This is a genomic window from Ruminococcus gauvreauii (assembly GCF_025151995.1).
Lineage (GTDB): Bacteria > Bacillota > Clostridia > Lachnospirales > Lachnospiraceae > Ruminococcus_G > Ruminococcus_G gauvreauii.
Window position 1 is genome coordinate 886,551 of record NZ_CP102290.1, and the last position, 26,489, is coordinate 913,039.

Genomic DNA, 26,489 nt, shown 5'->3' on the forward strand with positions numbered 1-26,489 from the left:
AAAGCAAAAAAGAATCTTCAGACACAGTATCATTCTGCAGTCTTCAGATTCTTTTTTTGCATAAACCCCCGGCGTTTCCTCTACGGCTGTCCGTCTTCCGGCGGCAGCGCCCCGTCTGCCTTCGGTTCTTCATATGTGATCGTACCCGTTCTGCTAAGCACACGGCGCGTCGAACTGTTGCTCTGCTGTGCAACATCAAGCACATCACCGTCAGCAATCTCCACCTCGCGTACCATCAGTGTATTCGGACCGATAAAATACGTATCTTCTATCAGCTCTTCATTGATTTCCAGTTTGCTGGACGCCGTAAAATTCTCTCCCGTTATATAATAAGTCCCATCCGAAAGTTTCGTAATTGCGGAAAAGACTACCGGCACAGCCCCCAGCTTCAGCTTCGTCCGCATAAACGGGTCCTGCCCCTGATAAACATACTGCTCACCATATAGAATATCGTACTGCATTGCTTCGAGATCAACCTGGTAATTCTGAGTCTTCCTGCGGTTCTGGTGGTAATTAACGATCGTTCCCTCATGGATATTCAGGCGGTCCAGCACCTCTGCGCCCATCTGATAGGCAGCAAGGTTGACATCCTTTTTCTTCAGTCCAATATTGTCCCACATGACATATTCCGTCTGAAACAGGTAACGGTTTTCGACATCCTCGGCTGTCAGTCCCATCGTCGGCAGATGATCTCCGTACATCACCAGTACCACCGGCTCATCATAGTCCTCCAGTGTCTCCACAAGCTCCTGAATGAAATCATCCATCTCTTTCAGCTGATTAACATAATATTCCCAGGAGTTATTATTTTTCTCCTGGTTCTCGGCACCTGTGACAGTGATCTGCGGATCTTCAAGTATTGGTTCAGCGGGGTAATCCCCATGTCCCTGTACGGATATGGTATAGATATAATCCGCGCTGTCAGTAGATTTCAGGCACTTCATGATCTCATCCGTCAAAATATGGTCCTTCACCCATCCCGTCTCGGTAGTGTCCGAAATATCCGGCATGTACTCTTCCGACGTAAACGTCTCGAATCCCAGATTTGCAAACACACTTTTTCTGGAATAGAAGTTGGCTTCATTGTTGTGTATTGCATGTGTCGAGTACCCAAGCCCCTTCAGCACATACGGAATACTTTCACACGTCTTCTCTTTCAGAATCGTCTTATATGGGTATTCTCCCGGTCCAAAATAGTGCAGGCTCATACCGGTAATCGCTTCAAACTCTGTATTGGCCGTTCCCGCTCCCACCGAGGGCACTTTGAAATAGCCTGAGGTATATTCCTTCATCATCCTGCGGAAATTCGGTATGGGATCCTCCGATATATTGAGAAACTCAACCAGCTCGGGATCGAAAAAAGACTCCAGCTGCAGAAAAATGATATTTGTCGCCGGCTCGCTAAGCCTGGTCTGCTCGATCGTCCCCTCGCTCTGGACAATCTCCTGCATCAGATCTTCCCCGTAACCATTGGGGCAGTTGATTCCCACATTAAAGAAGGTGGTGCCCAGGCAGTATGGAAATCCATAATCCTCATATGCAAAAGCTATGTTTCCAAAATAGCTGGAAAGCACACGCTTTTCAAGCGCGGCATTCGTCACTATCACAAATGCCCCTATGCCCGCAAGCACAAGCGGTATATTGATCCGATAATACATTTTCCCCTGATATTTGGGCGCTTTGATCCCAAGCCAGACGAGACCGCAGATCAGAAGAACCAGCAGAGCCAGCACAATGATCAGCATTGCAAACGACAGGTATTTATTCAAAATCCTGAGGCTTTCCGTTATCAGTTTCAAGTCCGGTCCCGTAAAGGGCGTGACTCTGCATGCCAGCACAACACCATTGATGATCCCGAGAATCAGCCAGACAACGAAGACTACTGTCCGCGCAAATATCCTCCTTCTCGTCAGATAGACAACCGTTGTCGTGACAAATATAAGAAAAGCATTGTACAGAAATACAAGTTTGCTTCCCGTCATAAATTGAACAGCTTCATACAATGAGTGGCGGCATATTGCCTCGATGATTAGATACAATATGCACACCCCAAGAAACTGCAGCGGTACCGAAAACCAGTTACATACCTTAACCACTTTCCCCCAATTGACTTTGAAATTTTTCATTTATTTTATAACTGCTCCAATCTTGCTTTCACCTGTTCCAACATCCGGGCATATTTTTCCAGTTTTTCCCGCTCTTCCTGAACTTTTGATTCCGGCGCTTTACTCAGGAATTTTTCATTTCTGAGCATTCCTTCGCAGCGTGAGATCTCTTTTTTCAGACGGTCTTCCTCTTTCTGAAGGCGCTCTCTCTCCTTTTCCTTATCCACAAGCTCCTCAAATGGCAGGTAGACAACTGCATTCGGCACTACGATCGATACGGCGTCATCACCGATATTCTTCCTGGTCATCTGAATCCGTACCCGGCTGGCGCTCAGGAATTTCACGTAAGTGTCCTTCATCATCTCAAGGCGTTCACACAGCCCTTCGTCCTCCGACACAATGTAAACACGCGTTTTTTTGCTCGGCGGCACATTCATCTCTGCACGGATATTTCGCACTCCCCTGACGATTGCCTTCACATTGTCTATCATCTCTTCCGCATACGGGAACTGCCACTCTTCCTTAAACTTCGGCCACTCGGAAATCATGATCGATTCCTCCTCAGGGCAAAGTGTTCCATATATTTCCTCCGTGATAAAAGGCATATAAGGATGCAGCAGTTTTAATGCACGGGACAGTACCGTCTTCAGCGTCCACAGCGCATACTCACTGCTGTCCGGATCGTGTTCCGCAGCCCAGATTCTCAGTTTTGCAATCTCGATATACCAGTCGCAGAACTCATCCCACAGGAAATCATGAATCTTCTGAACTGCGATACCCAGCTCAAATTTCTCCATATTTTCTGTCACTTCTTTGGTCAGTGTATTCAGTTTCGACAGGATCCAGCGGTCCGCCACCTTCAGCTGGAAGCGCTCCGGCTCCTCGATTTTTGCCTCTTCCAGATTCATCATGATGAAGCGTGAAGCATTCCATATTTTGTTTGCAAAATTCCTGCTCGCCTCAACGCGCTCCCAGTAGAAGCGCATGTCATTTCCCGGTGCATTTCCCGTGATGAGCGTCAGGCGCAGCGCATCCGCACCGTACTGTTCGATCACTTCGAGCGGATCGATACCGTTGCCCAGAGATTTGCTCATCTTTCTTCCCTGTGAGTCCCTCACGAGTCCGTGGATCAGCACATGATCAAACGGTGATTTCCCCGTCTGTTCCAGACCCGAGAATACCATGCGGATAACCCAGAAGAAAATGATATCATACCCAGTAACCAGCACATTCGTAGGATAAAAGTACTCAAGTTCCGGTGTCTGCTCCGGCCAGCCGAGAGTCGAAAACGGCCACAGTGCGGAAGAAAACCAGGTATCCAGTGTATCCTCATCCTGTGTAAAATGTGTACAGCCGCATTTTGGACACCTGTCCGGGGTCTTCCTGTCAACCACCACTTCACCGCACTGATCACAGTAATACGCAGGGATCCGATGTCCCCACCAGAGCTGTCTTGAGATGCACCAGTCGCGGATATTTTCCAGCCAATGCAGGTAGATCTTGTCAAAACGTTCCGGAACAAAATTCAGTTGATCCGTATCCAGTACCTCGATCGCTGCCTTCGCCATCTCTTTCATTCGCACAAACCACTGCGGCTTGATCATCGGTTCCACCGTCGTCTTGCAGCGGTCATGTGTCCCCACATTATGCACATGTTCTGTCACTTTTACGAGCAGTCCCTGCTCCTTCAGATCTGCAACGATGGCTTTGCGGGCATCATATCTGCTCATGCCGGCATATTTACCGCCGCGCTCGTTGATCGTGGCATCGTCATTCATGACGTTGATCTCTTCCAGGTCATGGCGTTTTCCGACTTCGAAGTCGTTCGGGTCATGCGCCGGTGTGATCTTCACGCATCCTGTCCCGAATTCCTGATCCACGTACTCATCTGCAACAACCGGAATCTCACGGTCTGTCAGCGGAAGTTTCAGCATCTTGCCGATCAGGTGCGTATAACGCGCGTCATTCGGATTCACCGCAACCGCCGTATCTCCCAGCATGGTTTCCGGACGTGTCGTCGCGATCTCTACAAATTGCCCTTCCTCACCCACTACCGGATACTTAATGTGCCAGAAATGTCCGGCCTGCTCCTCATGTTCAACCTCCGCATCCGATATGGAAGTCTGACATACCGGGCACCAGTTAATGATTCTGCTCCCTCTGTAAATATAACCCTTCTCATACAGTTTCAGGAAAACTTCTTCGACCGCTTTGGAACATCCCTCGTCCATGGTAAAACGTTCCCGCTCCCAGTCTGCCGAGGACCCCATCTTTTTCAGCTGGTTGATAATTTTCCCGCCGTATTCTTCCTTCCACTCCCAGGCGTATTTCAGAAACTCTTCTCTTCCTATCTCATCTTTATCGATGCCGCGTTCTTTCAGGCTTTCCGTGACCTTAACCTCTGTAGCGATCGCGGCGTGGTCTGTTCCCGGCTGCCAGAGCGTTTCATATCCCTGCATCCGTTTGAACCGGATCAGAATATCCTGCATGGTGTTGTCCAGCGCATGTCCCATGTGCAGCTGTCCCGTAACATTTGGCGGCGGCATGACAATGGTAAATGGTTTTTTATCCGGATTTACCTTTGCGTGAAAATACCCTTTATCCATCCAGTTCTGATAAATACGGTCTTCCATCCCTTTGGGATCGTATGTCTTTGCCAATTCTTTACTCATAATTTCCTCCGTTAAATTAGAAAATGCCCTTTACACAATCTGTGTAAAGGGCGAATGATCGCGGTACCACCTTTGTTCGAAGTATAACACTCCATCTCTTAAGTCCCGTAACGCGGGACGAGGCGTGCCGGCTTACTGCCTGAAACGGCGTTCACCCGGCCGGTTCAAAAGCTACCTTCCACTTCCACTTTCCCCGGTACGGCTTCCAGCCAGCGGCCGTTCCTCTCTGTCAGGGTTTTGAAATGTACTCCTCTTTCTCACTACCTTTTTCTTGCTTAATCATAATCATCTTTCTCTCTTTTGTCAAGGTTTTTTGCCGCATATCTCCTGGATACTCTTCCAGACAAATGCTTTTGCCTCCCCGCTCTCCATCCGTCCATACCCTTCCGGGAAGTTCAGATAGGAGAGATACATGACGAGAGCAGCCAGTATGGAAGACGCCAGCATCGAACAGGGGATCTCATCGGACAGTTCCCCGGTCTCCTGCCCCCGTTTCGCCAGACGCAGCATGTAATGATTGATGTCACAGGGTGAGTGTCCCTGCTTTTTCAGTTCTCTTCGAATGGATTCGGGAATTTCATCCATCCGCTCCATCAGCTGCAGCAGCCGCATAAAGGAAGTTTTCCTCTCATAGTTTTCTTCGACCCAGTCCAGAAGTTTTCTGACAATCCCCTCGAAACTGCCGGCGGACCGTATCATCTCCAAAATCTCCTCCGCTGTCGTTTCCAGTTCATAGACCAGCGTCTGCGTGATAATCTCTTCCTTGCTGGAAAAATACTCATAGATCGTACCCTTGCCGATTCCAGCCTCTGCCGCGATCTCGGAAACTTTAAGGCTGTCCGGCGCCAGTCCCCTGTCGAGGAGCACGATCACAGCCTGAAAGATGGCCTGTTTCTTCGGCGGAAGAATTGTATGTTCAGATTTCATCCAGTTCCTCCTCTCCTTCAGAACGGTACTTTCTGCGGTTCAGCGCATCGTAGATACACGGCACTACGAACAGCGTCAGCAGCGTGCCGTACAGCAGACCTCCGATGACGACCACCGCCATTCCCTGCATCATATCAGAACCCGTTCCTACACCGGCTGCCATGGTGGCCAGCCCCAGTATCGTCGTCAGAGCAGTCATCATGATCGGACGCATCCTCGTCTTTCCCGCCTCAATAATTGCCTCTTTCTTCTCTGTTCCTTCCCTGCGCAGCTGGTTGATATAATCCACCAGCACGATTCCATTATTTACAATAATGCCCGACAGCATGATGAAGCCGATCATGGCAATGATGCTCAGATCCTGCCCCGTCAGCAGCAGACCCAGAAATCCTCCTGTAAACGCCAGAGGAATCGTGAACATGACGATAAACGGTGACAGCAGCGACTGGAACTGTGCCACCATGATCAGGTAAATAAATGCGACGGCAAGCAGCAGCATCTTCATCAGCTCCGTCATGGATTCTCTGATCGTCTCATCCTCTCCCGCCATCTCAATCGTATATCCCTCCGGCACGTCATACGCTTTCAGTTCTTTATCCACAGCCGCAGCAACCTTTGTCACGTTATATCCCTGTGCGATGGATGCCGATACACTGACATAGCGGCTCTGCGCATCTCTCGATATGGCAGTCATCCCTTTGGCATCTACAAAGTCCACAACCTTCGTGACCGCCACTTCCTGCTCTTCACCGTCTTTGTCCATATACGTCAGATTGAATTTTTTCACGTCACTTCTCGTATATGTCTTCGTGTTCTCGTCTGTGACATCCACATCGTAATCCTTGGTATCTGTCGTGATCGTGGTGGCGGCCTTTGACTCGGCCAGCTTCGCAGAGATCTGCTGGAAGACCTGAGCAACTGTCAGATTGTATTTTGACGCCTTCTCCTTATTTACTACGATTCTCTCCTCCTCGGCAGACTCTTCCAGTCCGTCGGAGACTTCCGCTGTCCCCGGAACCTGTTCCACCAGCCCGGCCACCTCGGCCGCCAGGGTCTGCAGCCTGTCCAGATCTTTTCCCTTGATCTCCACACTGATCCCGCTGCCCCCCAGAGCCGACATATCCATGCTGGATGCTGATACATCCACTTCACAGTTCAGGTCCTCTGTCCGCGACAGAATCTCATCGACAAGTTCGTCATTTGAGAGCTCCATATCTTCTCTCAGGGTCAGATACATGGTAGCAGTCTCCGTATCAGAGCCGCCGCCCATTCCCAGCAGAGCCATGCCGGAATCCGAACCTGCCATGGCTCCGATCGACTCCACATCAGGCAGGTCAGAAAGCCGCTCCATGATCTCATCGGACATATTTCCTGTCTCTTCCAGTGTTGCGCCTTCCGGCATCGTAATATTTATGCTTGCCTGTGTGCTCTCCATTTCGGGCATGTACACCAGCCCCCTGGAAACACACAGCCATCCGCTCACTCCGAGAAGTATCAATGTCCCCAGGAGTACAGCCGGTTTGAGACGCAGCACTTTTTTCATCACATTTCCATAAGCACTCAGCAGCCTGTCAAACATGGGCTGCCTTTGTTCTTTTACGTTCTTTAACATCCCCGCTGACATCATGGGTACAAGCGTCAGGGCTATGAAGAGACTGGCAAGAAGTGAATACGCGATCGTCAGCCCCATGTCCACAAACAGCTGTCTCGTGATCCCTTCCGTGAACACGATCGGCAGGAACACGCAGATTGTCGTAAGCGTGGACGCCATGATCGCGCCTGCCACCTGTCTCGCTCCCGCCACAGCCGCTTTCTTTCTGGAGTATCCGAGGCCTCTCAGCCGATATATATTCTCTATGACAACGATCGAGTTATCCACCAGCATCCCGACACCCAGCGCCAGTCCCGAAAGAGAGATAATATTCAGCGTGATGCCCGAGAAATACATCAGTACAACCGCTGTCAGCACACTGATCGGGATGGAGCATGCCACGATCGACGTTGGTCGCACGTCCCGCAGAAACAGATACAGCACAATGATCGCAAGAACGGCTCCATACATCAGGTTTTCCAGAACGGAGTTCACCACCATGTCTATGTAGATCCCCTGATCCATCAGCACGGTAAAATGAAGCCCGTCATCCGTCTTTTGTGCGCTGTCAAAATAATCCAGAATCCGATCCGAAACCTCACTGGTCGCGTATCCCGTCTGCTTCTGCATGGTCAGCAGAACACCCGGCTGTCCATTGACAGATGCATAGACTTCCGAGGAGTTGTCAACCGTTATCACGTCTGCCACATCGGACAGCCTGATCGGTTCAAGTCCATCCAGCCCCATATCAAAGAGCACCAGGTCTCTCATTTCCTCAGCATTCTGAAACTTGTCTCCCACACGGACCAGATATCTGGCATTGTCTTCCGACACATACCCCGCAGGCATGCTGAAGTTCTGCGCTGTAAGTATCTGCGATACCATATCTGCCGTGATCGTTTTTGTCACGTCTGCGCTCTTCAGAGCTTTGCTTTTCTGTTCGTCCAGTTCTTCCTGTCCGTCTTCCAGCTGCTCCTTTCCTGCCGTTATCTGGGTTTCCCCCTGCTCCAGCTGTGCCTCGCCCAGAATCAGCTGTGCCTGGGCAGACGACATTTCTATCGTTGCAGATATCTGCTGGCTGTTCAGTTCGGCCAGTGCTCCGTCCAGCGTCAACTTGCCTGTATTCAGCTGTTCCTGATAAGACTCAAGCGTAGTCTTTGTATTCAGGAGTTCCGCTTTCTGTGATTCCAGTTCCGCTCTGGCATCCGCCAGATTCTGACGCTGTGTTTCCAGTTCTGCGGCGCTGCTCTCAAGCAGAAGTATCTGTCCGTCCACAGCGTTCAATGCCTCCTGCGCCTGCGCCAGCTGTTTTTCCAGCTCTTCTTTCTGAGCAGCAAGCTGTGTCTTCAGATCACCGTCCGGGAGCATGCCCAGCTGCTCATCAATGGATGCAATGCCTCCCTGCAGCTGTTCGATCCCCTCCTGCAGCGCCGTTTTCTGTGACTGAAGCTGTTCCGTCATCTCATCCGCTGCTAAAGCTTCCGCCGCCTCATCGATTTTTGCCTGAGCCTGGTCAAAAAGCCCGCCTTCCTTCAGCGATTCCTCCAGCACCTGCAGAGTCGTGTTCACCATAGTAAGGCCGTTCTCGAGATCCGTCTCATTTTTCAGGAGTTCAGACTGCGCACTGTTCAGCTGGCTCTGCGCCTCCGGAAGCTGACCGAGGAGCTGTTCCTTACCCGCTTCCAGCTGAGATCGCCCGCTGTCGATCTCGGCCTTGGCATCTGACATCTTCTGTTCAGACTCCTCAAGTTCTGTCCTGGCGTCATCCAGCTTCTGCTGTGCCTCAGCAAATTCTCCGCTCACAGCATTCCTGACTCTGTCGTTTACTTCATCAATCTTTTCCTGCCGGATCAGCACCTGAATGCTCTCCTCGACAGTTCCCGAAGTGGAAACAGAAGCCACTCCCTCCAGACTCTCCAGGTCTGAGAGAATCTGCTGATTCGTCAGGTCTGAGATAGCCACGCTGTCCAGCCCGTCTTTTTCCACCGCTGCCACCATCACCGGCATCATCTCCGGATTCAGTTTCATGATGATGGGGCTTCCCACGGTGTCGTCCCAGTAGGAACCGATCTGGTCCAGATTTTCCCGCATCTCCAGACTGACAGAGTCCATGCTCGTGGACTGCGCAAACTGAAGGATCACCAGAGAAAGATTCTCCCTGGAAACCGACTGCATATTCTCAATATTGCTGACCGTCGCCATGGCCTCCTCGATCGGCTTTGTCACGGTCTCCTCCACCTCAGACGGGCTTGCCCCCGGATAGGTGGTCAGGACAATCGCGTATGGAAGATTAATGTTCGGAAGAAGATCCGTGGTCATTTTCGTAAATGATACAAACCCCAGGATCAGGATCAGAACCACGCCAACCACGACGGTATATGGCTTTTTCACACTGAACTTAGATAGCATACTGATACTCCCCTTATCTTTTTCCGACCGACCGGTCGGTTCTGAAGTAAGTATACGCATTATCACATCAAAATGTCAAGTGTGTATGCATATTCTGACGCTTTCCGGAAAGTTTCCCATTCCATAGCAGGCCCTGTCATAGCAAACGAGCTGCCCATGCATAAAATGCCGGGCAGCTCCTCTGCTGTCACCTACTGTACATTCTCCGCTTCCAGTATACTCTGTGTCTCCTGCAGATCATGTACGGTTTTTTCTTTATTCTCCTGAGTTATCGTCCCACTCCATGCTTTTCCATCGACATGAACTTCAGCCTCTTCCACTGCGGCTACATCACTGTCGTAACCGTCGGATGACTTTTCGCCGTCATCATCTGCAGTTATCGTCGCGTATTCCACCTGATCAGTGCTCGATCCCTCCTGATTCTCCGGTTCCGCCACGGCATCGACAGATTCACTCGTAGCTAAACTCTCCGTTTCTTCTGCCTTTATCGCTTCTGCCGCGGCTGCACCCGATACAGACTCAGTTCTCGGTCCCTCCTGCTCCTCCGCTTCCAGTACGGCATCGACAGATTCGCTCGAAACTGAACTCTCCATTTCTTCTGCCTTAATTGTCTCTGTCGCGGCTGCACTCGATGCAAACGCTGTTGTGATCCCCGCTGCCAGTGCCAATGCGGCTGCAACTGCGGTGACCGACGCTTTTTTATATTTCATAATAGATTCAATCCTTTCTTTGATCGCATATCTGCTGAAACTTTTCGCCAAACCCGCTCCTCCCCTGTTTTCCTGCATCTGGATCAGCGTCAGCGCATAAGACGCCCTGGTGCTTATCCCCGATTCTTTTAATACTCCCTCGTCACATGCCAGCTCGATATCCCTGTTGACCAGAACATACATGATCCATACCATTGGGTTAAACCAGTATATGCATACCGTGATCAGCATAACGATACTCTTCAGGATATCCAGCCTTCTGATATGCAGAAACTCATGGAGCAGGACATAGTTAAGCTGTGCCTCACCCGAACATTCAAGTGATGCCGGAAGCAGTATCACAGGTTTTGCCACGCCATATGTCAATGGCGTTGTTATTCTGTCACTCACTCTGACACTGATTTGCCGCCTTATTCTGTGCTGTGCCAGCCATCTGTCAATATTTTCGTTTCCGGCCGGCACAGAAGAAGCAAATCCCCGTCTGCTCTGTACATTCACGATCGTGAAACAGGCAGCCAGGATTACGCTCCCGGTTATCCATACAGCCATACACAAAAATGACGATCCGCTGCGCAGTGCCAGATCAGCTTTACCGCCGCCAATCGATCCGGATGACAGAAAAGAACCTGTCATTTCCTGTACAGGCGTTCGTTCAAACAGGCAGAATATGCTGATGGGCGACGAAAATGAGAATGGTACAAACAGACGAATCACCGGTATCAGCCACAGGAGCTGAAACAACTGCTTCGGCAGTTTGTCAAGCGCCGCTGTTCTCATCACGATTATGGCAGCAATGATACATGCCGCCGAAAGATTCATTTGCAGAATACTCATAATCTCATCCTCACTCCGTCTCTTTTACAATCCTTCTCAATTCTTCCACAAGGTGTTCAGGCAGGTCTTTTCGTTCCAGAAGCGTGTTGATCAACAGGCCAGATGACCCGTCGAACATCTTATCAATCAGTTGATCCACTTCCGCTTTTTGTGCTTTCTCCCTGCTGATCAGCGCATGACACATGAAGTCCGGCTCCGAGCGCTGCACTGCTCCCTTATTAATCAGTTTCTTTATAATCGTATATGTGGTGGTACGCGACCACCCAACTTGCCTGTTCAGTTTCTCCACAAGCTGTTTCGCTGTCATATCACCCTCTTTCCACAATAGTTCCATTACATTCAGTTCTGAATCAAAAAACTTCATCATATGATTTACTTCCTTTCGTCTACTGCAATAGACTGCTAGCATGCCTTTAGTCTACAGCAGTAGACCAGAGAAGTCAATCCTTTTTACAGGATTTATTTTTTCTTAATAAATCCAGGCAACTATTCAGGATTATTGACATCACAAAACGCTGTGTGGTTTTTATCCCACACAGCGTTTTGCATGTCATTAAAGTGGATGAGGCTGCTTCGGTGCAATCACGAGCGTTTATACAGTTAAGAGGAAATATTGAAATTATTTTAGTTGCGGAGGAAAAATAATTCAATTTAACTGTTTACTAACCTAAGCATTCACCCTGCCGTTTAATCTTTGCATAATCCGTATTATTAAGGTCCTTAGCCGTTTGTTTATTCTTGGCATTCCATAAAAAAATGCCTACTCCGTTAATGAAAGTAGACACGAAATTTGTCATACGACAAATTAGGATGTTAAACTTTGCACGGAAGTTTCAACCTTGTACACAATAAGCAGGTTTCCTGACTTATAGATCATCGCTCTATTTCCCCTTCTCATACTCTCGTACAATGGGATTATGAAATATTGCTCCCTAAATACAGTGACCGGATCGCTTGGGATTCGCACCCAATTCCCTCTTCATCAAAAAAACTTTTGTTTCCCCGATGCACTTACTGTGGTAATATGGAATTATACAAGTAAATCTTACCATACCTGAAGAAAGGCGTCAAGTATTTCCATGAAAAAAATTCTTTTTATCGGTGACAGCATCACCGACAGTCACCGGCTGTTTACAGAATCTCCCTTTGATCTGGGGGACGGCTATGTGTCAGTGGTCCGTGAAATGCTGCCAGCAGACAAATATAAAATCATAAACAGAGGCCACGACGGTTTTACGTCCGAGGACGTATGCAAATGTCTTGATCGGGACTGCCTTGCGCTTGCCCCTGATCTTGTCACCCTGCTCGTCGGGGTAAACGATATCCCGGTTGAATTGTATACGGACCGTCCGCGAATTCCCGCAGAATTCACACGGTACTGCCGGCGTATTCTGGAGAATATCACATCGTCCGGAATCCCTTCTCTCATTTTACTGGAGCCCTTTATCTTCTCATCACCAGCACAATACCTGTGCTGGCATCCCTTTATCCGTCAGGAAAGTGAAATTCTCCAGGAACTGGCTTCATGCTTCGGCGCTGTCTTTCTTCCTCTCCATGAACGGATGAATGCACAAAATGATGACCGCGGCAATTCCATCCTCACCACGGACGGCATTCATCTGTCAGAAGCGGGCAGCCGTCTGCTTGCCTCGTCATGGCTTGCATGTGCCGCCCCGCTTCTGTAACACATTACTCCTGATTCATCTCGCGCTTGCGTTTTGTGACAAGGCCGCCGATCCTTCCTGTCTCTTTCGCTGAAAGGGTCCTCCATCCATTTTCCAGTACACGGTCCAGCAGTCCAAGCTCCTCAGCGATCTCATATTTCAGCTGTTCTTCCGGAGATATTTGATGTAGGTCGATATCCTTATTTTTCTTCATAAAAAAGTCACACTCCTTTTCTCTTTGGAGTATGACCTTTTTTTTCTGTTTTATTCTTTATTTCGGGTAACAGTTCAGGACGGCGGGGAAATTGGTGCAGAAAGCTGCGTCAAGCTTGCTTGTAAGTCGCTTTTACGCACCAATTTCCACATTGGATGAACATCCGATGCTTCTTGACCGGCTTTTTCGGTCAAGAAGATACGCCGTCCTGAATAGTTACTATTTTGGAATAATAATTGCGGCTATAATGTATGCCAGAATTCCGGAACCTCCAAGGCATGAAAACAATACCCAGCCGAGTCTCACAAGTGTTGGATCAATGTTAAAATATTCCGCAATTCCGCCGCATACACCTGCAAGCATGTAATTTGTTGATGAACGATATAATCTCTTATTTTCCATTACGATTCCTCCTTATCTATTTTTCAAAATCAATCGTGATATCTCCCACGCTGCATTTCGCATCGATCGTTCTTTTCGCTGCTTCACTTCCGATCTCTATGTCGTCATTTACATGCCACTCCTGGTCCCCATAGGAAAGACGCCCCAGGCTGCATTCGCCCGAAAAATAATAATCAGCCATACTTTCCGTCATTGTGCATGCGATCCGCCCGGCTGAACAGTCAAAATCCGATTCGCTGCTCTCAAGCAGAGCAATACTGATGGATCCGGCCCCAACTTCGAAGTCCGCATCCTCCGCCCTAATAAGTCCGTCACACACGAATTCCCCGCCTCCTGCATCTACAGTCACTTCCTGTGCAGTCAGGCGATCTGTTTCCAGGCTCCCGCCCTTGATATTCAGTTCCGCACTTTTCAGATCCATGTTATCCGGAAGATAAATTCTCGCGACACCGCCCTTACTTCCCCAGCGGCCTTTGCTGCTGACCACAAGTGTATCTCCCTCCGTGCTCACATTGATCTTTGTCCTGGACTGATCGGCGTCAACTTGAATATCTTTATAATTGCCATGCTCGATCTCAAACTTTCCAGCCTTCATATCCACTCTGATCCGGCGGATGTCTTCGGCATCTGCACTGGCTGCCCCGGTGATGTTCTCACTGATGTCCGAGATTCCTCTGTAGTGAAACGGGACAGAAATTCCCTCAAATGTGCCTCCCATGATCAATCCCGCCAGTCCCAGTCCGATCCCGGCGATCATAAGGATTCCGCATGCGATGAAAACCCCTTTAAACAGCTTTTTCATCAGACTCACCTCCTCTTCCGCGGTGCATGATTCTTGAAAACCAGTTGATCACTGACCGGAAAACCCTTGGAGTGACTTTAAAAGTCAGCCAGACGAACACTGCAAAAAGCAAAAGTCCTACTGCCAGAAGCACCATGCCGGTACCGATAGAGATCAGTCCATTCGCGGGTGATACGATACATTTTGCGACTCCCGCCGCAAAGGCTGCAATCCCTCCTGCTGCCAGACCGATTCCCGCAGCGGCAAACGCCACATAGATCCCCAGGATCGCTGCAAAGACGCCTGCCACAAGTCCGAGTATCCCGCCTCCGAATCCAAGCAGCAGCGGCGAAGCAAAGATCAGCAGGATGATAATCAGCGCCCACCTTCCCGTTCCTCTCCTCTGCCTGCCCTCCTGTTCTGCTTTATAAGCAGGAACCTGAGTGCGCTCTTTAAACCGGCTGTCCTGATATCCGTTCTCCGTAAATTCCCCGCGGCCGGGTGCCGTTCCCATTCCTGCCTTGATCGTAGCTGCCACCTTTCCCGGACTGCCCAGTTCCTGAATCACTTCCGCCTCATTCTCCGGGCCGGCTTCGTCAAAATAATCATTATAATATGCGATGGCATCCTGCCGGTCACTCTCCGGTATATCTGCCAGCAACCGGTTCAGCTGCTGCATAAATTCTTTTCTGCTCATTTACCTGCTCCCCCCTCAAAAAGTTTTGTAATCTTAGATGAGTAACTCTTCCACTCCTGTTGATAAAGCTGCAGCTGGACACTGCCCTTTTCCGTTATTTTATAGTATCTCCTGTTGCGTCCTGCAAATTCACGGTCATACACCATCAGGCATTCATCCTTCTGAAGCCTGCGCAGAACGGGATACAGTGTGGACTCGGACACTTCCAGGACCTGACGTACATCCTGTGTAATTCGGTATCCATACGTTCCATCCGTCTCCGTTGACACTACCGCCAGCACAATCGCATCCAAAAGTGCCGCGCCCGTGTTAAAGACCATGCAATCACCCGTCTTTCTATAATATTATATTTTTCTTAATATTGTTTTGTTATTAATATTATACGTCGTATAGTATTATATGTCAACAATAATATTTATAAGATCAATTTTATGACACATTAGAAAAAGAGCAGGCAGCATTTTCTGCAGCCCGCTCTCCTTTTCGCCGGTCGGTCCATAAGTATTTTCTCATACAGACTTGTTTCGATTCATATGATTCCATTTTTCCGTTTTATAAAAGTACAGTGAGAATATCATTGCGACGATCCATCCGATCGGCCATGCCATCCAGATGCCCGCAGAGCCAAATTTCAGCGGAAGGATAAATACAAGTACGACCCTCAGTATCAGATCTGAAAATGTCGTAAACATAAAGCATGCAATCGCCTCACCGCCTCTTAACACACCGTCACAGACGAGTTTGATGCTGACAGGGAAATAGAACGGGGCGACGATACCCAGAAATGTTTTCCCTACAGCTATCACATCCGCACTCGTGGAACTGACGAAGATCCGCATGACGCTTCCGCCAAACGCCAGGTACAGCACCGTAAACGGCAGCGAGACCGCCAAGGCAATCCTCACGCCGGAGCGCATTCCATCCCTGACACGCCGGATCAGTCCTGCACCAATGTTCTGAGCAGAAAAGCTGGATAACGCGCTTGACAGCGTCGTAAACAGGGTGATGGTAAATGTATTCAGCTTAATCGCAGCAGAGTATCCTGCGATGACGGCAGATCCGTAACTATTCACGACACCCTGCACAAACAGGTTTCCCACAGATACAAAGCTCTGCTGTAAAATGCTGGGCACCGCCATCCGTGCGATCCTGCCGAGCATCGGAACTGAAAATTTCCGGTACTCTGATGCCTCTATTTTTCCCAGTCTCCTGAGCAGAACAGCAAACGCAAGGATGGCGGCAATCCCCTGTGCGATGAAGGTGGCCCACGCGACACCGCTCACTCCCATCTTCAGGCCGATCACAAAAAACAGATCCAGCGCAATATTGCCGAGTGACGAGGCGACCAGAAAGCAGAGCGGCGTCATCGAATCACCGAGTGCAGTAAAGGTTCCGGTACAGATATTATACAGAAACACAAACAACAGTCCTGCCGTATAGATTACCAGATAGACTTCCGAATCCCCGAATATGTTATCCGGCGTATTCAGCAGACGCAGCAAACGGCTGCAGAACACCAGGCCCCCAAACGTCATCACAAGGCTCAGCACTGCCGAGGAGATCAAGGACGTAAAAATAGCCGTCTTCATCTTCCCATACTGTCCTGCACCGAACAGCTGCGAAATGATCACGGAGCATCCCACGTTCATCCCTATAGCCACCGCCATAAAAATCATCGTAATCGGATAAGACGCACCGACTGCTGCCAGCGCCTCATCCCCGATAAACTTGCCCGCAACCACGCTGTCCACTATATTGTAGAGCTGCTGAAAAACCACGCTGCCCAGCATGGGCAGAGTGAACGTCCACAGCAGCCTGTCCGGGCTTCCCTTTGTCAAATCTTTTATCATATTCCATTCCCTCATTCACATACAATTTCCCTGCCAAGCGTGACTGAATATATGATTTTCTCTCTCACTGTTTTTCCGGTTGTCCGCATAAGCGCCTGTGCGTAATAGTCCAGCTGTCTGTGGTACTTATCGGCCAGTTCCTGTGCGCACTGCACCTGATCCGTTTTGTAATCTACCAGAATGATTCCGTCCCCCTCATAGAAAAAGGCATCGATGATCCCCTGTACGACGATGGTATCGCTGTCCAGAAAATGTGGGTCTTTCTCTGATGCGGGAATGCTCATGGCAAACGGCTGCTCGAGAAACAGGCGTCCTTCCTGCTGCGCGGCCTTCATCCGTCTGCCCAGCGGACTCTGAACCAGACCCACAATGTCTTCCGCCTCAACACAAAGCTTCATCGTCTCCGTGATCTTTCCCGCGGCTTCCATCGCGGAAAGCTGGCGCCCTACGCCCTCTGCACTGTCCGCACCGCTGTAGTCCAGCAGCTGGAGCACCCGGTGGTACGCTGTACCGCGGTCTGCCCCGGTTAAAACCTGCTCCTTCTTTTCAATAAACTGCGGGACAAGCGGTATGATGTCGGGCTGAAAGTAGAGCTCCTCTGCCGGCTCTTCCATATACGGCTGCTTCAGTTCAGACACCGTGAGTTTCACGGGAACGTGCTGCTGCTTCTCATACGGATATACAAATGAGAATCTCTCATCCAGCAGCTGTTTCACCTGAGGATCATATGTTTTCTGCACATTCCACTCAAGGAAGCGTCTCTTCCCGGCCTGCCTGCCCGTCTCATGCCAGACTTCCTTCTGCGTCAGCTCCTGAAGCGTCAGAATCCGAATCACCACCTCCGCATCATCCTTTCGGATCTCCTTTCTGGCATTGACAGGAAGTCCGTACGCTTCAAGCACAGGCAGAAATGCCCTGTGCCGCACGAGAGAAGGCAATACCCACGCCCAGTAGTCCCTCCCTTTTTCCCTTATCCGCATGGAGATCTCCGGCGACTCCTGTGTCAGTACTCCGGCGCACTCCCTCATTCTCTTTTCCAGCCGGCTTACGGTACCCACAAGAATCAGTTTCTCCTTTGCCCTTGTCAGCGCCACATACAATACGCGCATCTCCTCACCGAGGCTCTCCATCAAGAGCTGATGCCGGATGACTCCTTTCAGCAGCGTCGGTATTCTGGTCCTTTGTTCCGGGTCGATACAGTCCACACCGGGCCCGTAATCCGGATGCATGATAATCCCGGAATTGATATCTCTCAGATTAAACTTCTTCCCCATTCCTGCCAGAAATACAACAGGAAATTCCAGACCCTTGCTCTTATGAATACTCATGATACGGACGGTATTTTCATTTTCTCCCGTGATATTCACTTCTCCGAAATCCACATTGTATTTCTGCAGATATTCGATATACCGGATAAAATTGAATAACCCGCGATAGCTTGTCTTTTCATAATCTCTGGCCTTTTCTATCAGCATCCTGATATTCGCCGCACGCTGTTCTCCCGCCCGCATAGCCCGCACATACTGTCCATACCCGGTCTCATTCAGGATAGCCAGAATCAGTTCATGAATCGGCGTATACGCCACACGATCTCTCATATCCGAATACACGGAAAAAAATTTCTCCAGTTTCTTTCTCAGCACCTCATTCTCTCCGGCATCCTGATAACGCCTGCAGCCGTCATATAGTTTTCCTTCCGGAAATGCCCTGCGAATGTCGGCCAGTTCCTGCACAGACACCGTAGCGATAGGCGAGTGCAGAATCCCGGCAAACGGAATATCCTGCCGCGGGTTGTCACAGATATGGAGATAGTTGAGCAGAGTCACGATCTCAGGGGCCGTAAAATACCCGGTTCTCGTGGTCACATAAGAGGGAATCCCCATCGCCTGAAGAACCTTGCCGAATGTCTCTCCCCATCCGCTGACGGTTCTAAGCAGTATGACACAGTCTGAGTAACGCATCGGACGGTATGCATTTGCCTGCCTGTCAAAAACCAGTTCCCTTCCTGCCATTTCCCGGATCCTCTGACCGATGATGCGCGCCTCAAGTTCTCTCGCCTCCCCGGACATACCCTCCTCTTTCACATCCTCACCGTCTGACTCCAGCATGAGAACTTCTGTTCTGGCAAATTCCGGGTCGTTTCCCCCGGGATATTCCGCTCCGGGATACAGAGCTGCACTCTCGTCGTAGGCAACCCCTCCGAAAGAACGGCTCATCAGCTGTTCAAACAACAGATTGACAAAACCCAGGACTTCTTTGCGGCTTCTGAAATTCCTGTGAAGATCAATTCGCTGCCTGCTGCTTTCTTTTTTTGTATATGTCTCATATTTCTCCAGAAACAACCGGGGATCTGCCAGGCGAAACCTGTAAATGCTCTGCTTGACATCACCCACCATAAAGATATTGCAGACTCCGTCCTCATGCCTGGATACACTCGTCAGCAGCATCTCCTGAACATAATTGCTGTCCTGGTATTCATCGATCAATATCTCTTCAAACTGCCTGGAAAGTTCTCTGGCAGCCTGGGAACGGACACAGCTTCCATCCTCCTTCTTCTCCACGAGGATCTGCAGTGCCAGATGCTCCATATCTGTAAAATCAAGAAGATTCTTCTGCCTTTTTTTCAGCGCAAACCGTCTGGAAAACGCAATTGTGAGATCGATGAGGCTGCCCATCACAGGTGAGCAGCTCCTCATGCACTGGAAAACAGCTTCAGCAGGCATGGCAAAATACTGTTTCTGCAGTTCGCTCACAATCTCCTTGACCGTCTCTCTGCCGGCCTTCGCGCGTTCTTTGAGCATATCCGATACCGCCGCATCCTTTTTGGAGGAGAGACGTTCCCACTTATGTTCCCTCAGAACTGCATGAATCTCGTTATAATCCTCTGTATTGCTCAGCCTGTCCAGAAATGACGCGTCTGCTTCGAGTGCCGGCAGATAAGCATACGGACCGTCCTCCGCCTGCGCTGTCTTTATATTCTCCGCAGACTGTGTGACTGCCTCCCCGATCTTCTGCCGAACGTCCGCCCAGAACAGCTTCATCCACGGAGAGTCAAATACCTCCTCCGGTGTCCGCACATCATACACGCCTCTGCAGAATTCAAGCCACTCTTCCGGCCACGGATGACTGGTTGACATCTCATACATCTGAAGGATCAGATCTTCCAGAAGCGCATCCGTCTTTCCGGGGGCATAGCACTCCACAAGCCGGTGGAAGTCATCGCTTCCAAGATCGTACGCCTCCTCCAGCACCTCCCCGAGCACGTCCGCTTTCAGCAGCTTCAGTTCCCCCTCGTCCGCAGTCCTGTATCCCGGATCCAGGTCTATCAGATGAAAATAATTTCGAATCACATTCGCACAGAATCCATCGATGGTATTAATCTGCGCATTATGAATGTACGCCACCTGACGTTTCAGATGTTCGTTGTCCGGCTCCTCCGTCAGTCTGTCGTCCAGCGCCTTCAGAATCCTTTCTTTCATCTCCCCGGCAGCCGCTCTTGTAAATGTCACAACAAGAAGATGATCGATATCGACAGGATCTTTCCTGCGGGTGACCATGGTAAGGATTCGTTCCACCAGGACGGCTGTCTTTCCGGAACCGGCAGCAGCGCTGACCAGAAAATCACGGTTGTGCAGGCTGATCACCTGTTCCTGCTCCTGTGTCCATTTCACTCCCATCACACATCCTCCTGTTTTATCATCTTCCACAGCTCATCATCGGAAAACTGAGGAAGCCTGCGGTATTCATATCCCCGGATCCGCTCGTCAAACCCGCATGCCGTGCGGTAAGCACAGTATTCACACGCATTCTTCTGACCGATCTGATACGGATTGACTTCCGCCTCGCCCTCCATGATCCGCCTGCCGAGCTCTTTAATCTTATCATTGACAAAAGAAGCCAGCACCTCAAACTGTTCCTCCCGTATGACAGATGATGCCTTAGAACAGCTTCCGTCTTTATTCAGAGACAGCGGAAAAACACTGGATGTCTTCGTTCCGGTACCGTCAAGGGTATGATCCAGCTTCTTCAGAACTTCCGGATCTGCGTTTGCCAGCCCGTTCATCCTCAGTTCTTTCAGCATATCCTGTTCAATCAGTGTCTTACTCTCCTGCCATTCTCCCGTGATCAGCGGATCCCTGATCCGGTAGTAGAAAATCCCTGCCGGATGCACCTGTTTATCCGGACGTTCTTTTTTTTCCAGTTCCATGGCCGCGTTCAGATATACCACGAGCTGAAGCGACAGACCGTGATATAGCTCCGTCAGGTCCAGTGTGCGGTTCCCTGTTTTATAATCGATCACTTTCACGTAACAGTCGTCCTCTGATTCATACGTATCCACACGGTCGATCCTGCCCTGCAGTTTTATCCTGGTTTCCTCATCCAGCTGAAACTGTGCGGCATCAAGTTCCTCCTGCATAGCAAAAGACACCTCAAAACGGCTGGGTTCGAAATCCCCGCGCTTCAACTGTTCCTGCAGCGCCCAGATACTCCGTTCCAGCAGGCGCCTGCACCGCCGCATCATATAATGATTCCTGGCAGAACTTTTTAATATGGTGTTCCCGTACTCCTCGAACAGGCCTTCGACGCTGGCATCCAGCAGTCTTTTGGTGTCCTCCCCAGACAATCCTTTCCAGGACAGCCCTTCTTGTTTCAGCATCCGCGCAAAACGCTCCAGTGCCTCATGCAGAACGTTTCCCATATCCATCGCCTTGAACTCAAAGCGGGCTCGTTCTGAAAGCCTCAGTCCATACTGCAGAAAATGCGCATATGCACAGGCCGCAAATGTTTCCAGCCTCGTTGCGCTGTTTTTCAGCTCCCTTCCATAGAGTGCAAGGGCTGCCGCCCTGCCTATACGGTCTTCCGGTCTCTCATAAAACGCCGCTTCCACCAGGCTTCTTGTCCACTCATGGTACTCGCCGCTGCTCCAGTACCATCCGAACAATTCGTCCCATCCGGCATCTTCCCGTCCCTGCACCGCCTCCTGAAGCCCCTGTACCACTGCATCCATTCCCTGAGCCGGCGTCTCCAGACTCAGGTACTCTGCCTCTCCCCGGCTGCCCTCCTCCACCTCCAGCTTCGGAAACATCTTACGGATCGTTCCGATCAGATAAGCCGGCGATGCTGACTGTCCATCCGCTTTCATATGGGTATAAGACAGGTACAGATCCCTGGACGGCTTCGACAGGATCAGATACAGGTAGAAACGCTGAATCCCGATATCCTCCCGCATCGTCGGCGCAAGCTCTATATCGTGCGCCTTGAGCAGCTCCCTCTCGGCCTCCGTCAGGATCCCGCAGCTCTCACTGCGCTGCGGAATCACGCCTTCGTTGACACCGACAAAAAACAGAACCTTTACCGATGCAAGACGCGTTCGTTTTACATCCCCGACCATGACCTGATCCGCAGTCGGAGGGATGATTCCCACCTGTACCTGCTGGAAACCCGCTTCCAGAATCTGCTGATATTCAAGTCTCGTCACCTTCTCCTCACCCAGCACATCCACGAGTTTGTCCAGCATTCCCATGATGATACCGAAAATCTGTGCATACTCCCTGGCCAGGGCCTGTTTTCCCTGCTTCTGAAATGCAAGCTCCCGGACCTTCAGTTTCTGTTGAATACCGGACTTGACGATAAAGTGGTACAGCGCCGTGGTCCTTGAGGCAACGGTGCCCTCCGGCCGCTTAAATTCTTCAGCAAAGTCCCTGATCTCTTCCACGAATTTTACACGGATTCGTTCAACCTCTGCCAGCTCTTCCTCCTGCATGCCGCGATATATTCGCTTCCATGGCGCACTCCACTGCTTAAATCCCCGGATTCCCAGTGCAATCACATAATTTTCAAGGATGTCGATTTCGTCAGGCGTCACGTCAGACATGCCGGTGCGCAGATAGCGGAACACACCCTCGTACCGAAACCCGGTGATCAGCATATCCAGTGCCGCACGCACATACTCTACAAAAGGATTCATCAAAACCGACTGTTTCCGGTCGATAAAACAGGGTATGTGTTCACGCTCAAACGCCTGCACTGCGTAACTCTCATACCCGCCAAGATCGCCTGTGATCACCGCGATGTCCCGATAGCGCAGCGATCCGGTTCGAATAAGTTTGCGGATCCTGCGCACGGTCCATTCCATCTCCTCGAGCGGATTTGCTGCAGCCCGGATATGGATTTCCTCCGGCTTTTTATGATACCCGGCTGCAGGCTGCCGAAACAGATGGGACTCCAAAAACGAGAGTCCGGGGGCTCCCGCGAACCTGCCCTCTTTCCTTCCGTCCAGATGCCTGGTATCGGCAATCTCCACGTGTTCCTCCAATGCCAGACGAGACAGACGGCGCATCATATCATGACTCATATAAAACAATTGCTGCGTCTGCTTTTGCGAAATGGGAAGGCTTTTATCATCCAGCGTAACAGTCACGTACACGTCACGGCACATCACAAGCAGCCGCCTTATCACCTGATACTGCACCGGAGTAAAACCGGTAAAACCGTCGAGTACGACCGTGCTTCCGTTCAGACTGTCCGCACTTTTGATCACACGGCACAGTACATCCAGTACCTCCTCAGGGGTGACATAGCGGCTCTTCATATAATCAGAAAACTCCCGGTAAATAATTTTGACATCCGAAAGTTTCCGGTACAGCAGCGACTGCTCCCCCGCACATTCCATCAGGGTATCGATGCCTTCCGGACTGATCTGATACTGCATCAGCTCCGATATCATGGATTTCATCTCATTGATATAACCGGGTTTCTTTAAATTGGCGCCCAGGCAGCCGAGCCTTTTTTTCTGCTGCTGTGCGATTTTCTGCAGCACAAAAGACTTGCCGGTATCATCCAGCAGAGGATTCAGGTTCCCCCCGACTTCATCGAATACACGGTAAGCAAGCCTTTGAAAGCTTAAAATGTCAATGTTTCGTACAGCATGACCCGGATGCAGGTCCACCACCTCTTTCTGAGTCTGCATGGTAAACTGTTCCGGTACCAATATCAGATAATCCCTGCCTGGGTTTCTCCCTGATTTTGCTATGACCATTTGATAAACCATGTAAGATTTTCCCGCACCGGCGCTGCCCGTTATAAGATGTAATGCCATGTGATTCTCCTTTACTGTCATGTCTGCCCGTTTCCTAACAGTATACCACAGACTTTGATTATGAAAAAGCCGCATCATCCCCATGCATATTTTTGTCCCTTCGTTAATATGATAATAAAGAGAATACGAAAAGGAGTGTGTCTATGAGTTCAAAAACGAAGATCGTCGTATTACATATGAAAGAAGTTATCTATACTGCTATCTTTCTCACCCTGGCTATTCTGCTTATTATCCTTCTCTTTGTCATGTTCGGGCCCAAAAAGAGTACCGCAACGAGCGCCGACGCAACTGAAGAAAAGGCTGAGCAGCAGTATGTCGCCGGAGTTTACACTACCTCCATCGAATTGAATGACAATACGTTCGATGTGCAGGTGACAGTTGATTCTGATCACATCAATTCGATCGAACTGATCAATCTGAGCGAGAGTGCCACCGCAATGTATCCTCTCATGGAGCCTACACTCGATGCACTGGCAGAACAGATTTATCAAAAACAGTCCACTGAAGGCATTACCTACGAAGACGACAACAAATATACTTCCATGCTGCTTTTAGAGGCAATCAAAACGGCACTGTCAAAGGCAGTGCCGCAGTCCTGATCTTATTTGTCTTAAAGCTGCTCTATCTCATCCATCCAGATGCGCACACAGGCATCGCTCGGCATCCTCCAGTCTCCTCTCGGGGAGACTGCCACGCTACCGATCTTCGGACCATCCGGCAGGCAGGAGCGCTTGAATTGCTGTGAAAAGAAACGGCGGTAGAAAGTGATCAGCCATTTCTTTATCGTCTCCGCATCATAGAGATCCCGGAACGCCTTCTGTGCAATGCGGTATATCTTAGCCGGTGAAAATCCCACGCGCAGCATATAGTACAGATAAAAATCATGAAGCTCATACGGACCGACGAGATCTTCCGTCTTCTGGGAGATCATACCGTCTTTGGGCGGCAGCAGTTCCGGGCTTACCGGTGTGTCCAGAACATCCAGCAGGATACCGGAAAGCTTTTCATCCTGGCAGGTATCCGCAGAGTATTGAACCAGATGACGCACCAGTGTCTTCGGCACGGATGCGTTGACGCCGTACATAGACATGTGATCGCCGTTATACGTAGCCCAACCGAGTGCCAGCTCCGAGAGGTCTCCCGTACCGATCACCATACCGCCGGCCTGATTCGCCACATTCATCAGAACCTGTGTCCGTTCCCTTGCCTGTGCATTCTCATATGTCACGTCGTGCACGTCGATATCATGTCCGATGTCACGCAGGTGAAGCGTCACTGCTTCCCTGATGTCAATCTCCCTTAATTCAGCGCCGAGACAACGTGTCAGCTCACACGCGTTCTGGTATGTCCGGTCCGTCGTTCCAAAGCACGGCATTGTCACCGCCGTGATCTCTTTTCTGTCTTTTCCCAGCATATCAAATGCCCGTGCTGTCACGAGTAACGCCAGCGTCGAATCCAGTCCTCCGGAGATACCGATAACCGCATTTTTGCAGTTGGTATGCTCCAGCCGTTTTTTCAGTCCCATCGTCTGTATATTCAAAATCTCATCGCAGCGTTTATCCCTGTCCTCTTTCCGGCCGGGTACAAAAGGCCGCGGATCAAAATATCGGTTAAGCGTCGTCTCCTCCACAGTAAGTGAAAAATCCGACACATAATATCCCTGTCCGTTCTGCGCCGGATAAGTCGTCATCTTCCTGCGCTCCGCGAGCAGCCTCTGGATGTCAATATCCGCATAAACCGTTTCGTTCTTAAAACGTTCGGCCTCCGCGAGCAGTTTTCCATTTTCAGAGATCAGATTGTGAGCGCCAAAAACAAGATCCGTGGTCGATTCACCCTCTCCCGCTGTCGCATACAGATATCCGCAAATCAGACGAGCCGCCTGGCTCATCACAAGTCCGCTTCTGTATTCATCTTTACCCGTTTCCTCATCACTGGCCGAGAGGTTTACAATTACAGTGGCTCCGGCAAGCGCATGACTTACACTTGGAGGATTCGGTGCCCAGAGATCCTCACAGATTTCCGCCGCCACTGAAAATCCAGGAACCGAACTGCACCGAAACAGCTGATTCGTCCCAAACGGTATCTGCTCCCCGTTTATCTCCAGCCACCTGGCAGTCTCAGGACCGCCTGCAAAATGGCGCCCTTCATAAAATTCCCGGTAGGAGGGTATGTGTCTTTTGGGAACCATACCCAGGATTTTTCCCCCGCTGAATGCTGCTGCCACATTATACAATTTTCCATCCGCCTCTATCGGCAGACCGATAAAAATCAGCGCATCTACGTCCGACGTTTCACAGACGATCCTTAAAAGCTGTTCTTTTGCGGAATCTAGAAGCAGGTCCTGCCAGAACAGATCCCCGCATGTATAGCCGGTTATACAAAGCTCCGGAAGTACCATGAGCTTTGCTTTCTGCTGCTCCATTTCACGGATCAGCGCGATCGCCTGATCCGCATTGTAGATACAGTCCGCCACCTTGATTTTCGGCGTCCCCGCCGCTGTCTTGATAAATCCCTGTTTCATTCTTTACCTCCTG

Annotated in this window: 17 protein-coding genes, 1 riboswitch and 1 other annotated feature; of the genes, 2 read left to right on the forward strand and 15 right to left on the reverse strand. The window is 50.2% G+C overall.

The genetic code is table 11. The features are described from left to right. Positions 1-80: 80 nt before the first annotated feature. From NQ502_RS04365 to NQ502_RS04390, 6 genes are all read right to left on the reverse strand, one after another. The gene (locus tag NQ502_RS04365) at positions 81-2,126 is read right to left on the reverse strand and encodes an LTA synthase family protein (RefSeq protein ID WP_044983253.1); all 2,046 of its coding nucleotides are present in this window, start codon (positions 2,124-2,126) and stop codon (positions 81-83) included. A gap of 5 nt (positions 2,127-2,131) precedes the next feature. After that, positions 2,132-4,777 (reverse strand): valine--tRNA ligase, encoded by a 2,646-nt coding sequence (locus NQ502_RS04370; protein ID WP_028528667.1) that lies wholly within the window; start codon positions 4,775-4,777, stop codon positions 2,132-2,134. Positions 4,778-4,820: 43 nt separating this feature from the next. Continuing rightward, positions 4,821-5,047, reverse strand: a binding site (T-box leader). A 33-nt stretch (positions 5,048-5,080) separates the two neighbouring features. Next, the gene (locus tag NQ502_RS04375) at positions 5,081-5,704 is read right to left on the reverse strand and encodes a TetR/AcrR family transcriptional regulator (RefSeq protein WP_028528668.1); all 624 of its coding nucleotides are present in this window, start codon (positions 5,702-5,704) and stop codon (positions 5,081-5,083) included. Then, positions 5,694-9,704, reverse strand: a complete 4,011-nt coding sequence (locus NQ502_RS04380; RefSeq protein WP_028528669.1) for an efflux RND transporter permease subunit — start codon at positions 9,702-9,704, stop codon at positions 5,694-5,696. Before NQ502_RS04380 ends, NQ502_RS04375 begins: the two co-directional genes overlap by 11 nt. A 191-nt stretch (positions 9,705-9,895) precedes the next feature. Beyond that, on the reverse strand, positions 9,896-11,248 hold the full coding sequence (locus NQ502_RS04385; protein ID WP_028528670.1) for a M56 family metallopeptidase: 1,353 nt from the start codon (positions 11,246-11,248) through the stop codon (positions 9,896-9,898). 10 nt (positions 11,249-11,258) lie between these two features. Then, a complete protein-coding gene (locus NQ502_RS04390; RefSeq protein ID WP_028528671.1) occupies positions 11,259-11,615 on the reverse strand; it encodes a BlaI/MecI/CopY family transcriptional regulator in 357 nt (118 codons plus the stop codon). 467 nt (positions 11,616-12,082) lie between these two features. Continuing rightward, positions 12,083-12,278: riboswitch (cobalamin riboswitch) on the reverse strand. 49 nt (positions 12,279-12,327) lie between these two features. Between NQ502_RS04390 and NQ502_RS04395 the strand changes: the two genes are divergently transcribed. Continuing rightward, positions 12,328-12,933 carry an SGNH/GDSL hydrolase family protein gene (locus tag NQ502_RS04395; RefSeq protein ID WP_028528672.1) on the forward strand — a complete coding sequence of 202 codons (606 nt, stop codon included), beginning with the start codon at positions 12,328-12,330 and terminating at the stop codon, positions 12,931-12,933. Between the two features lie 4 nt (positions 12,934-12,937). On the opposite strand, the gene NQ502_RS04400 is transcribed toward NQ502_RS04395, so the two are convergent. The 8 genes from NQ502_RS04400 to addB all read right to left on the reverse strand — a co-directional run bounded on the left by NQ502_RS04400 (position 12,938) and on the right by addB (position 23,955). Next, the gene (locus NQ502_RS04400) at positions 12,938-13,126 is read right to left on the reverse strand and encodes a small, acid-soluble spore protein, alpha/beta type (protein ID WP_028528673.1); all 189 of its coding nucleotides are present in this window, start codon (positions 13,124-13,126) and stop codon (positions 12,938-12,940) included. Between the two features lie 219 nt (positions 13,127-13,345). After that, the gene (locus NQ502_RS04405; protein WP_028528674.1) at positions 13,346-13,528 is read right to left on the reverse strand and encodes a PspC domain-containing protein; all 183 of its coding nucleotides are present in this window, start codon (positions 13,526-13,528) and stop codon (positions 13,346-13,348) included. A gap of 16 nt (positions 13,529-13,544) precedes the next feature. Continuing rightward, positions 13,545-14,330 (reverse strand): DUF4097 family beta strand repeat-containing protein, encoded by a 786-nt coding sequence (locus tag NQ502_RS04410; RefSeq protein WP_028528675.1) that lies wholly within the window; start codon positions 14,328-14,330, stop codon positions 13,545-13,547. Then, positions 14,314-15,006, reverse strand: a complete 693-nt coding sequence (locus tag NQ502_RS04415) for a DUF1700 domain-containing protein (protein ID WP_028528676.1) — start codon at positions 15,004-15,006, stop codon at positions 14,314-14,316. The genes NQ502_RS04410 and NQ502_RS04415 overlap by 17 nt, the downstream gene beginning before the upstream one ends. Next, entirely contained in the window at positions 15,003-15,326 is a 324-nt protein-coding gene (locus tag NQ502_RS04420) for a PadR family transcriptional regulator (RefSeq protein WP_028528677.1), read from the reverse strand. The genes NQ502_RS04415 and NQ502_RS04420 overlap by 4 nt, the downstream gene beginning before the upstream one ends. 189 nt (positions 15,327-15,515) lie before the next feature. Further along, the gene (locus NQ502_RS04425) at positions 15,516-16,856 is read right to left on the reverse strand and encodes an MATE family efflux transporter (RefSeq protein WP_028528678.1); all 1,341 of its coding nucleotides are present in this window, start codon (positions 16,854-16,856) and stop codon (positions 15,516-15,518) included. 11 nt (positions 16,857-16,867) lie between these two features. Beyond that, on the reverse strand, positions 16,868-20,533 hold the full coding sequence (gene addA / locus NQ502_RS04430; RefSeq protein WP_028528679.1) for a helicase-exonuclease AddAB subunit AddA: 3,666 nt from the start codon (positions 20,531-20,533) through the stop codon (positions 16,868-16,870). Beyond that, positions 20,533-23,955 carry a helicase-exonuclease AddAB subunit AddB gene (gene addB / locus NQ502_RS04435; RefSeq protein ID WP_028528680.1) on the reverse strand — a complete coding sequence of 1,141 codons (3,423 nt, stop codon included), beginning with the start codon at positions 23,953-23,955 and terminating at the stop codon, positions 20,533-20,535. The genes addA and addB overlap by 1 nt, the downstream gene beginning before the upstream one ends. Positions 23,956-24,098: 143 nt before the next feature. On the opposite strand from addB, the gene NQ502_RS04440 reads away from it, so the two are divergent. Further along, positions 24,099-24,554, forward strand: coding sequence for a hypothetical protein (locus NQ502_RS04440; protein WP_028528681.1), 456 nt, complete (start codon positions 24,099-24,101; stop codon positions 24,552-24,554). An 11-nt stretch (positions 24,555-24,565) separates the two neighbouring features. Here NQ502_RS04440 and NQ502_RS04445 read toward each other — a convergent pair whose 3' ends face one another. Then, positions 24,566-26,476, reverse strand: a complete 1,911-nt coding sequence (locus NQ502_RS04445) for an NAD(+) synthase (protein ID WP_028528682.1) — start codon at positions 26,474-26,476, stop codon at positions 24,566-24,568. Positions 26,477-26,489: the final 13 nt, after the last annotated feature.

Excerpts from the sequence above, each read along its gene's own strand:
- NQ502_RS04365 (WP_044983253.1), bottom strand. The coding sequence starts at position 2,126 with ATGAAAAATTTCAAAGTCAATTGGGGGAAAGTGGTTAAGGTATGTAAC.
- NQ502_RS04370 (WP_028528667.1), bottom strand. The coding sequence starts at position 4,777 with ATGAGTAAAGAATTGGCAAAGACATACGATCCCAAAGGGATGGAAGAC.
- NQ502_RS04375 (WP_028528668.1), bottom strand. The coding sequence starts at position 5,704 with ATGAAATCTGAACATACAATTCTTCCGCCGAAGAAACAGGCCATCTTT.
- NQ502_RS04380 (WP_028528669.1), bottom strand. The coding sequence starts at position 9,704 with ATGCTATCTAAGTTCAGTGTGAAAAAGCCATATACCGTCGTGGTTGGC.
- NQ502_RS04385 (WP_028528670.1), bottom strand. The coding sequence starts at position 11,248 with ATGAGTATTCTGCAAATGAATCTTTCGGCGGCATGTATCATTGCTGCC.
- NQ502_RS04390 (WP_028528671.1), bottom strand. The coding sequence starts at position 11,615 with ATGATGAAGTTTTTTGATTCAGAACTGAATGTAATGGAACTATTGTGG.
- NQ502_RS04395 (WP_028528672.1), top strand. The coding sequence starts at position 12,328 with ATGAAAAAAATTCTTTTTATCGGTGACAGCATCACCGACAGTCACCGG.
- NQ502_RS04400 (WP_028528673.1), bottom strand. The coding sequence starts at position 13,126 with ATGAAGAAAAATAAGGATATCGACCTACATCAAATATCTCCGGAAGAA.
- NQ502_RS04405 (WP_028528674.1), bottom strand. The coding sequence starts at position 13,528 with ATGGAAAATAAGAGATTATATCGTTCATCAACAAATTACATGCTTGCA.
- NQ502_RS04410 (WP_028528675.1), bottom strand. The coding sequence starts at position 14,330 with ATGAAAAAGCTGTTTAAAGGGGTTTTCATCGCATGCGGAATCCTTATG.
- NQ502_RS04415 (WP_028528676.1), bottom strand. The coding sequence starts at position 15,006 with ATGAGCAGAAAAGAATTTATGCAGCAGCTGAACCGGTTGCTGGCAGAT.
- NQ502_RS04420 (WP_028528677.1), bottom strand. The coding sequence starts at position 15,326 with ATGGTCTTTAACACGGGCGCGGCACTTTTGGATGCGATTGTGCTGGCG.
- NQ502_RS04425 (WP_028528678.1), bottom strand. The coding sequence starts at position 16,856 with ATGATAAAAGATTTGACAAAGGGAAGCCCGGACAGGCTGCTGTGGACG.
- addA (WP_028528679.1), bottom strand. The coding sequence starts at position 20,533 with ATGGGAGTGAAATGGACACAGGAGCAGGAACAGGTGATCAGCCTGCAC.
- addB (WP_028528680.1), bottom strand. The coding sequence starts at position 23,955 with ATGGCATTACATCTTATAACGGGCAGCGCCGGTGCGGGAAAATCTTAC.
- NQ502_RS04440 (WP_028528681.1), top strand. The coding sequence starts at position 24,099 with ATGAGTTCAAAAACGAAGATCGTCGTATTACATATGAAAGAAGTTATC.
- NQ502_RS04445 (WP_028528682.1), bottom strand. The coding sequence starts at position 26,476 with ATGAAACAGGGATTTATCAAGACAGCGGCGGGGACGCCGAAAATCAAG.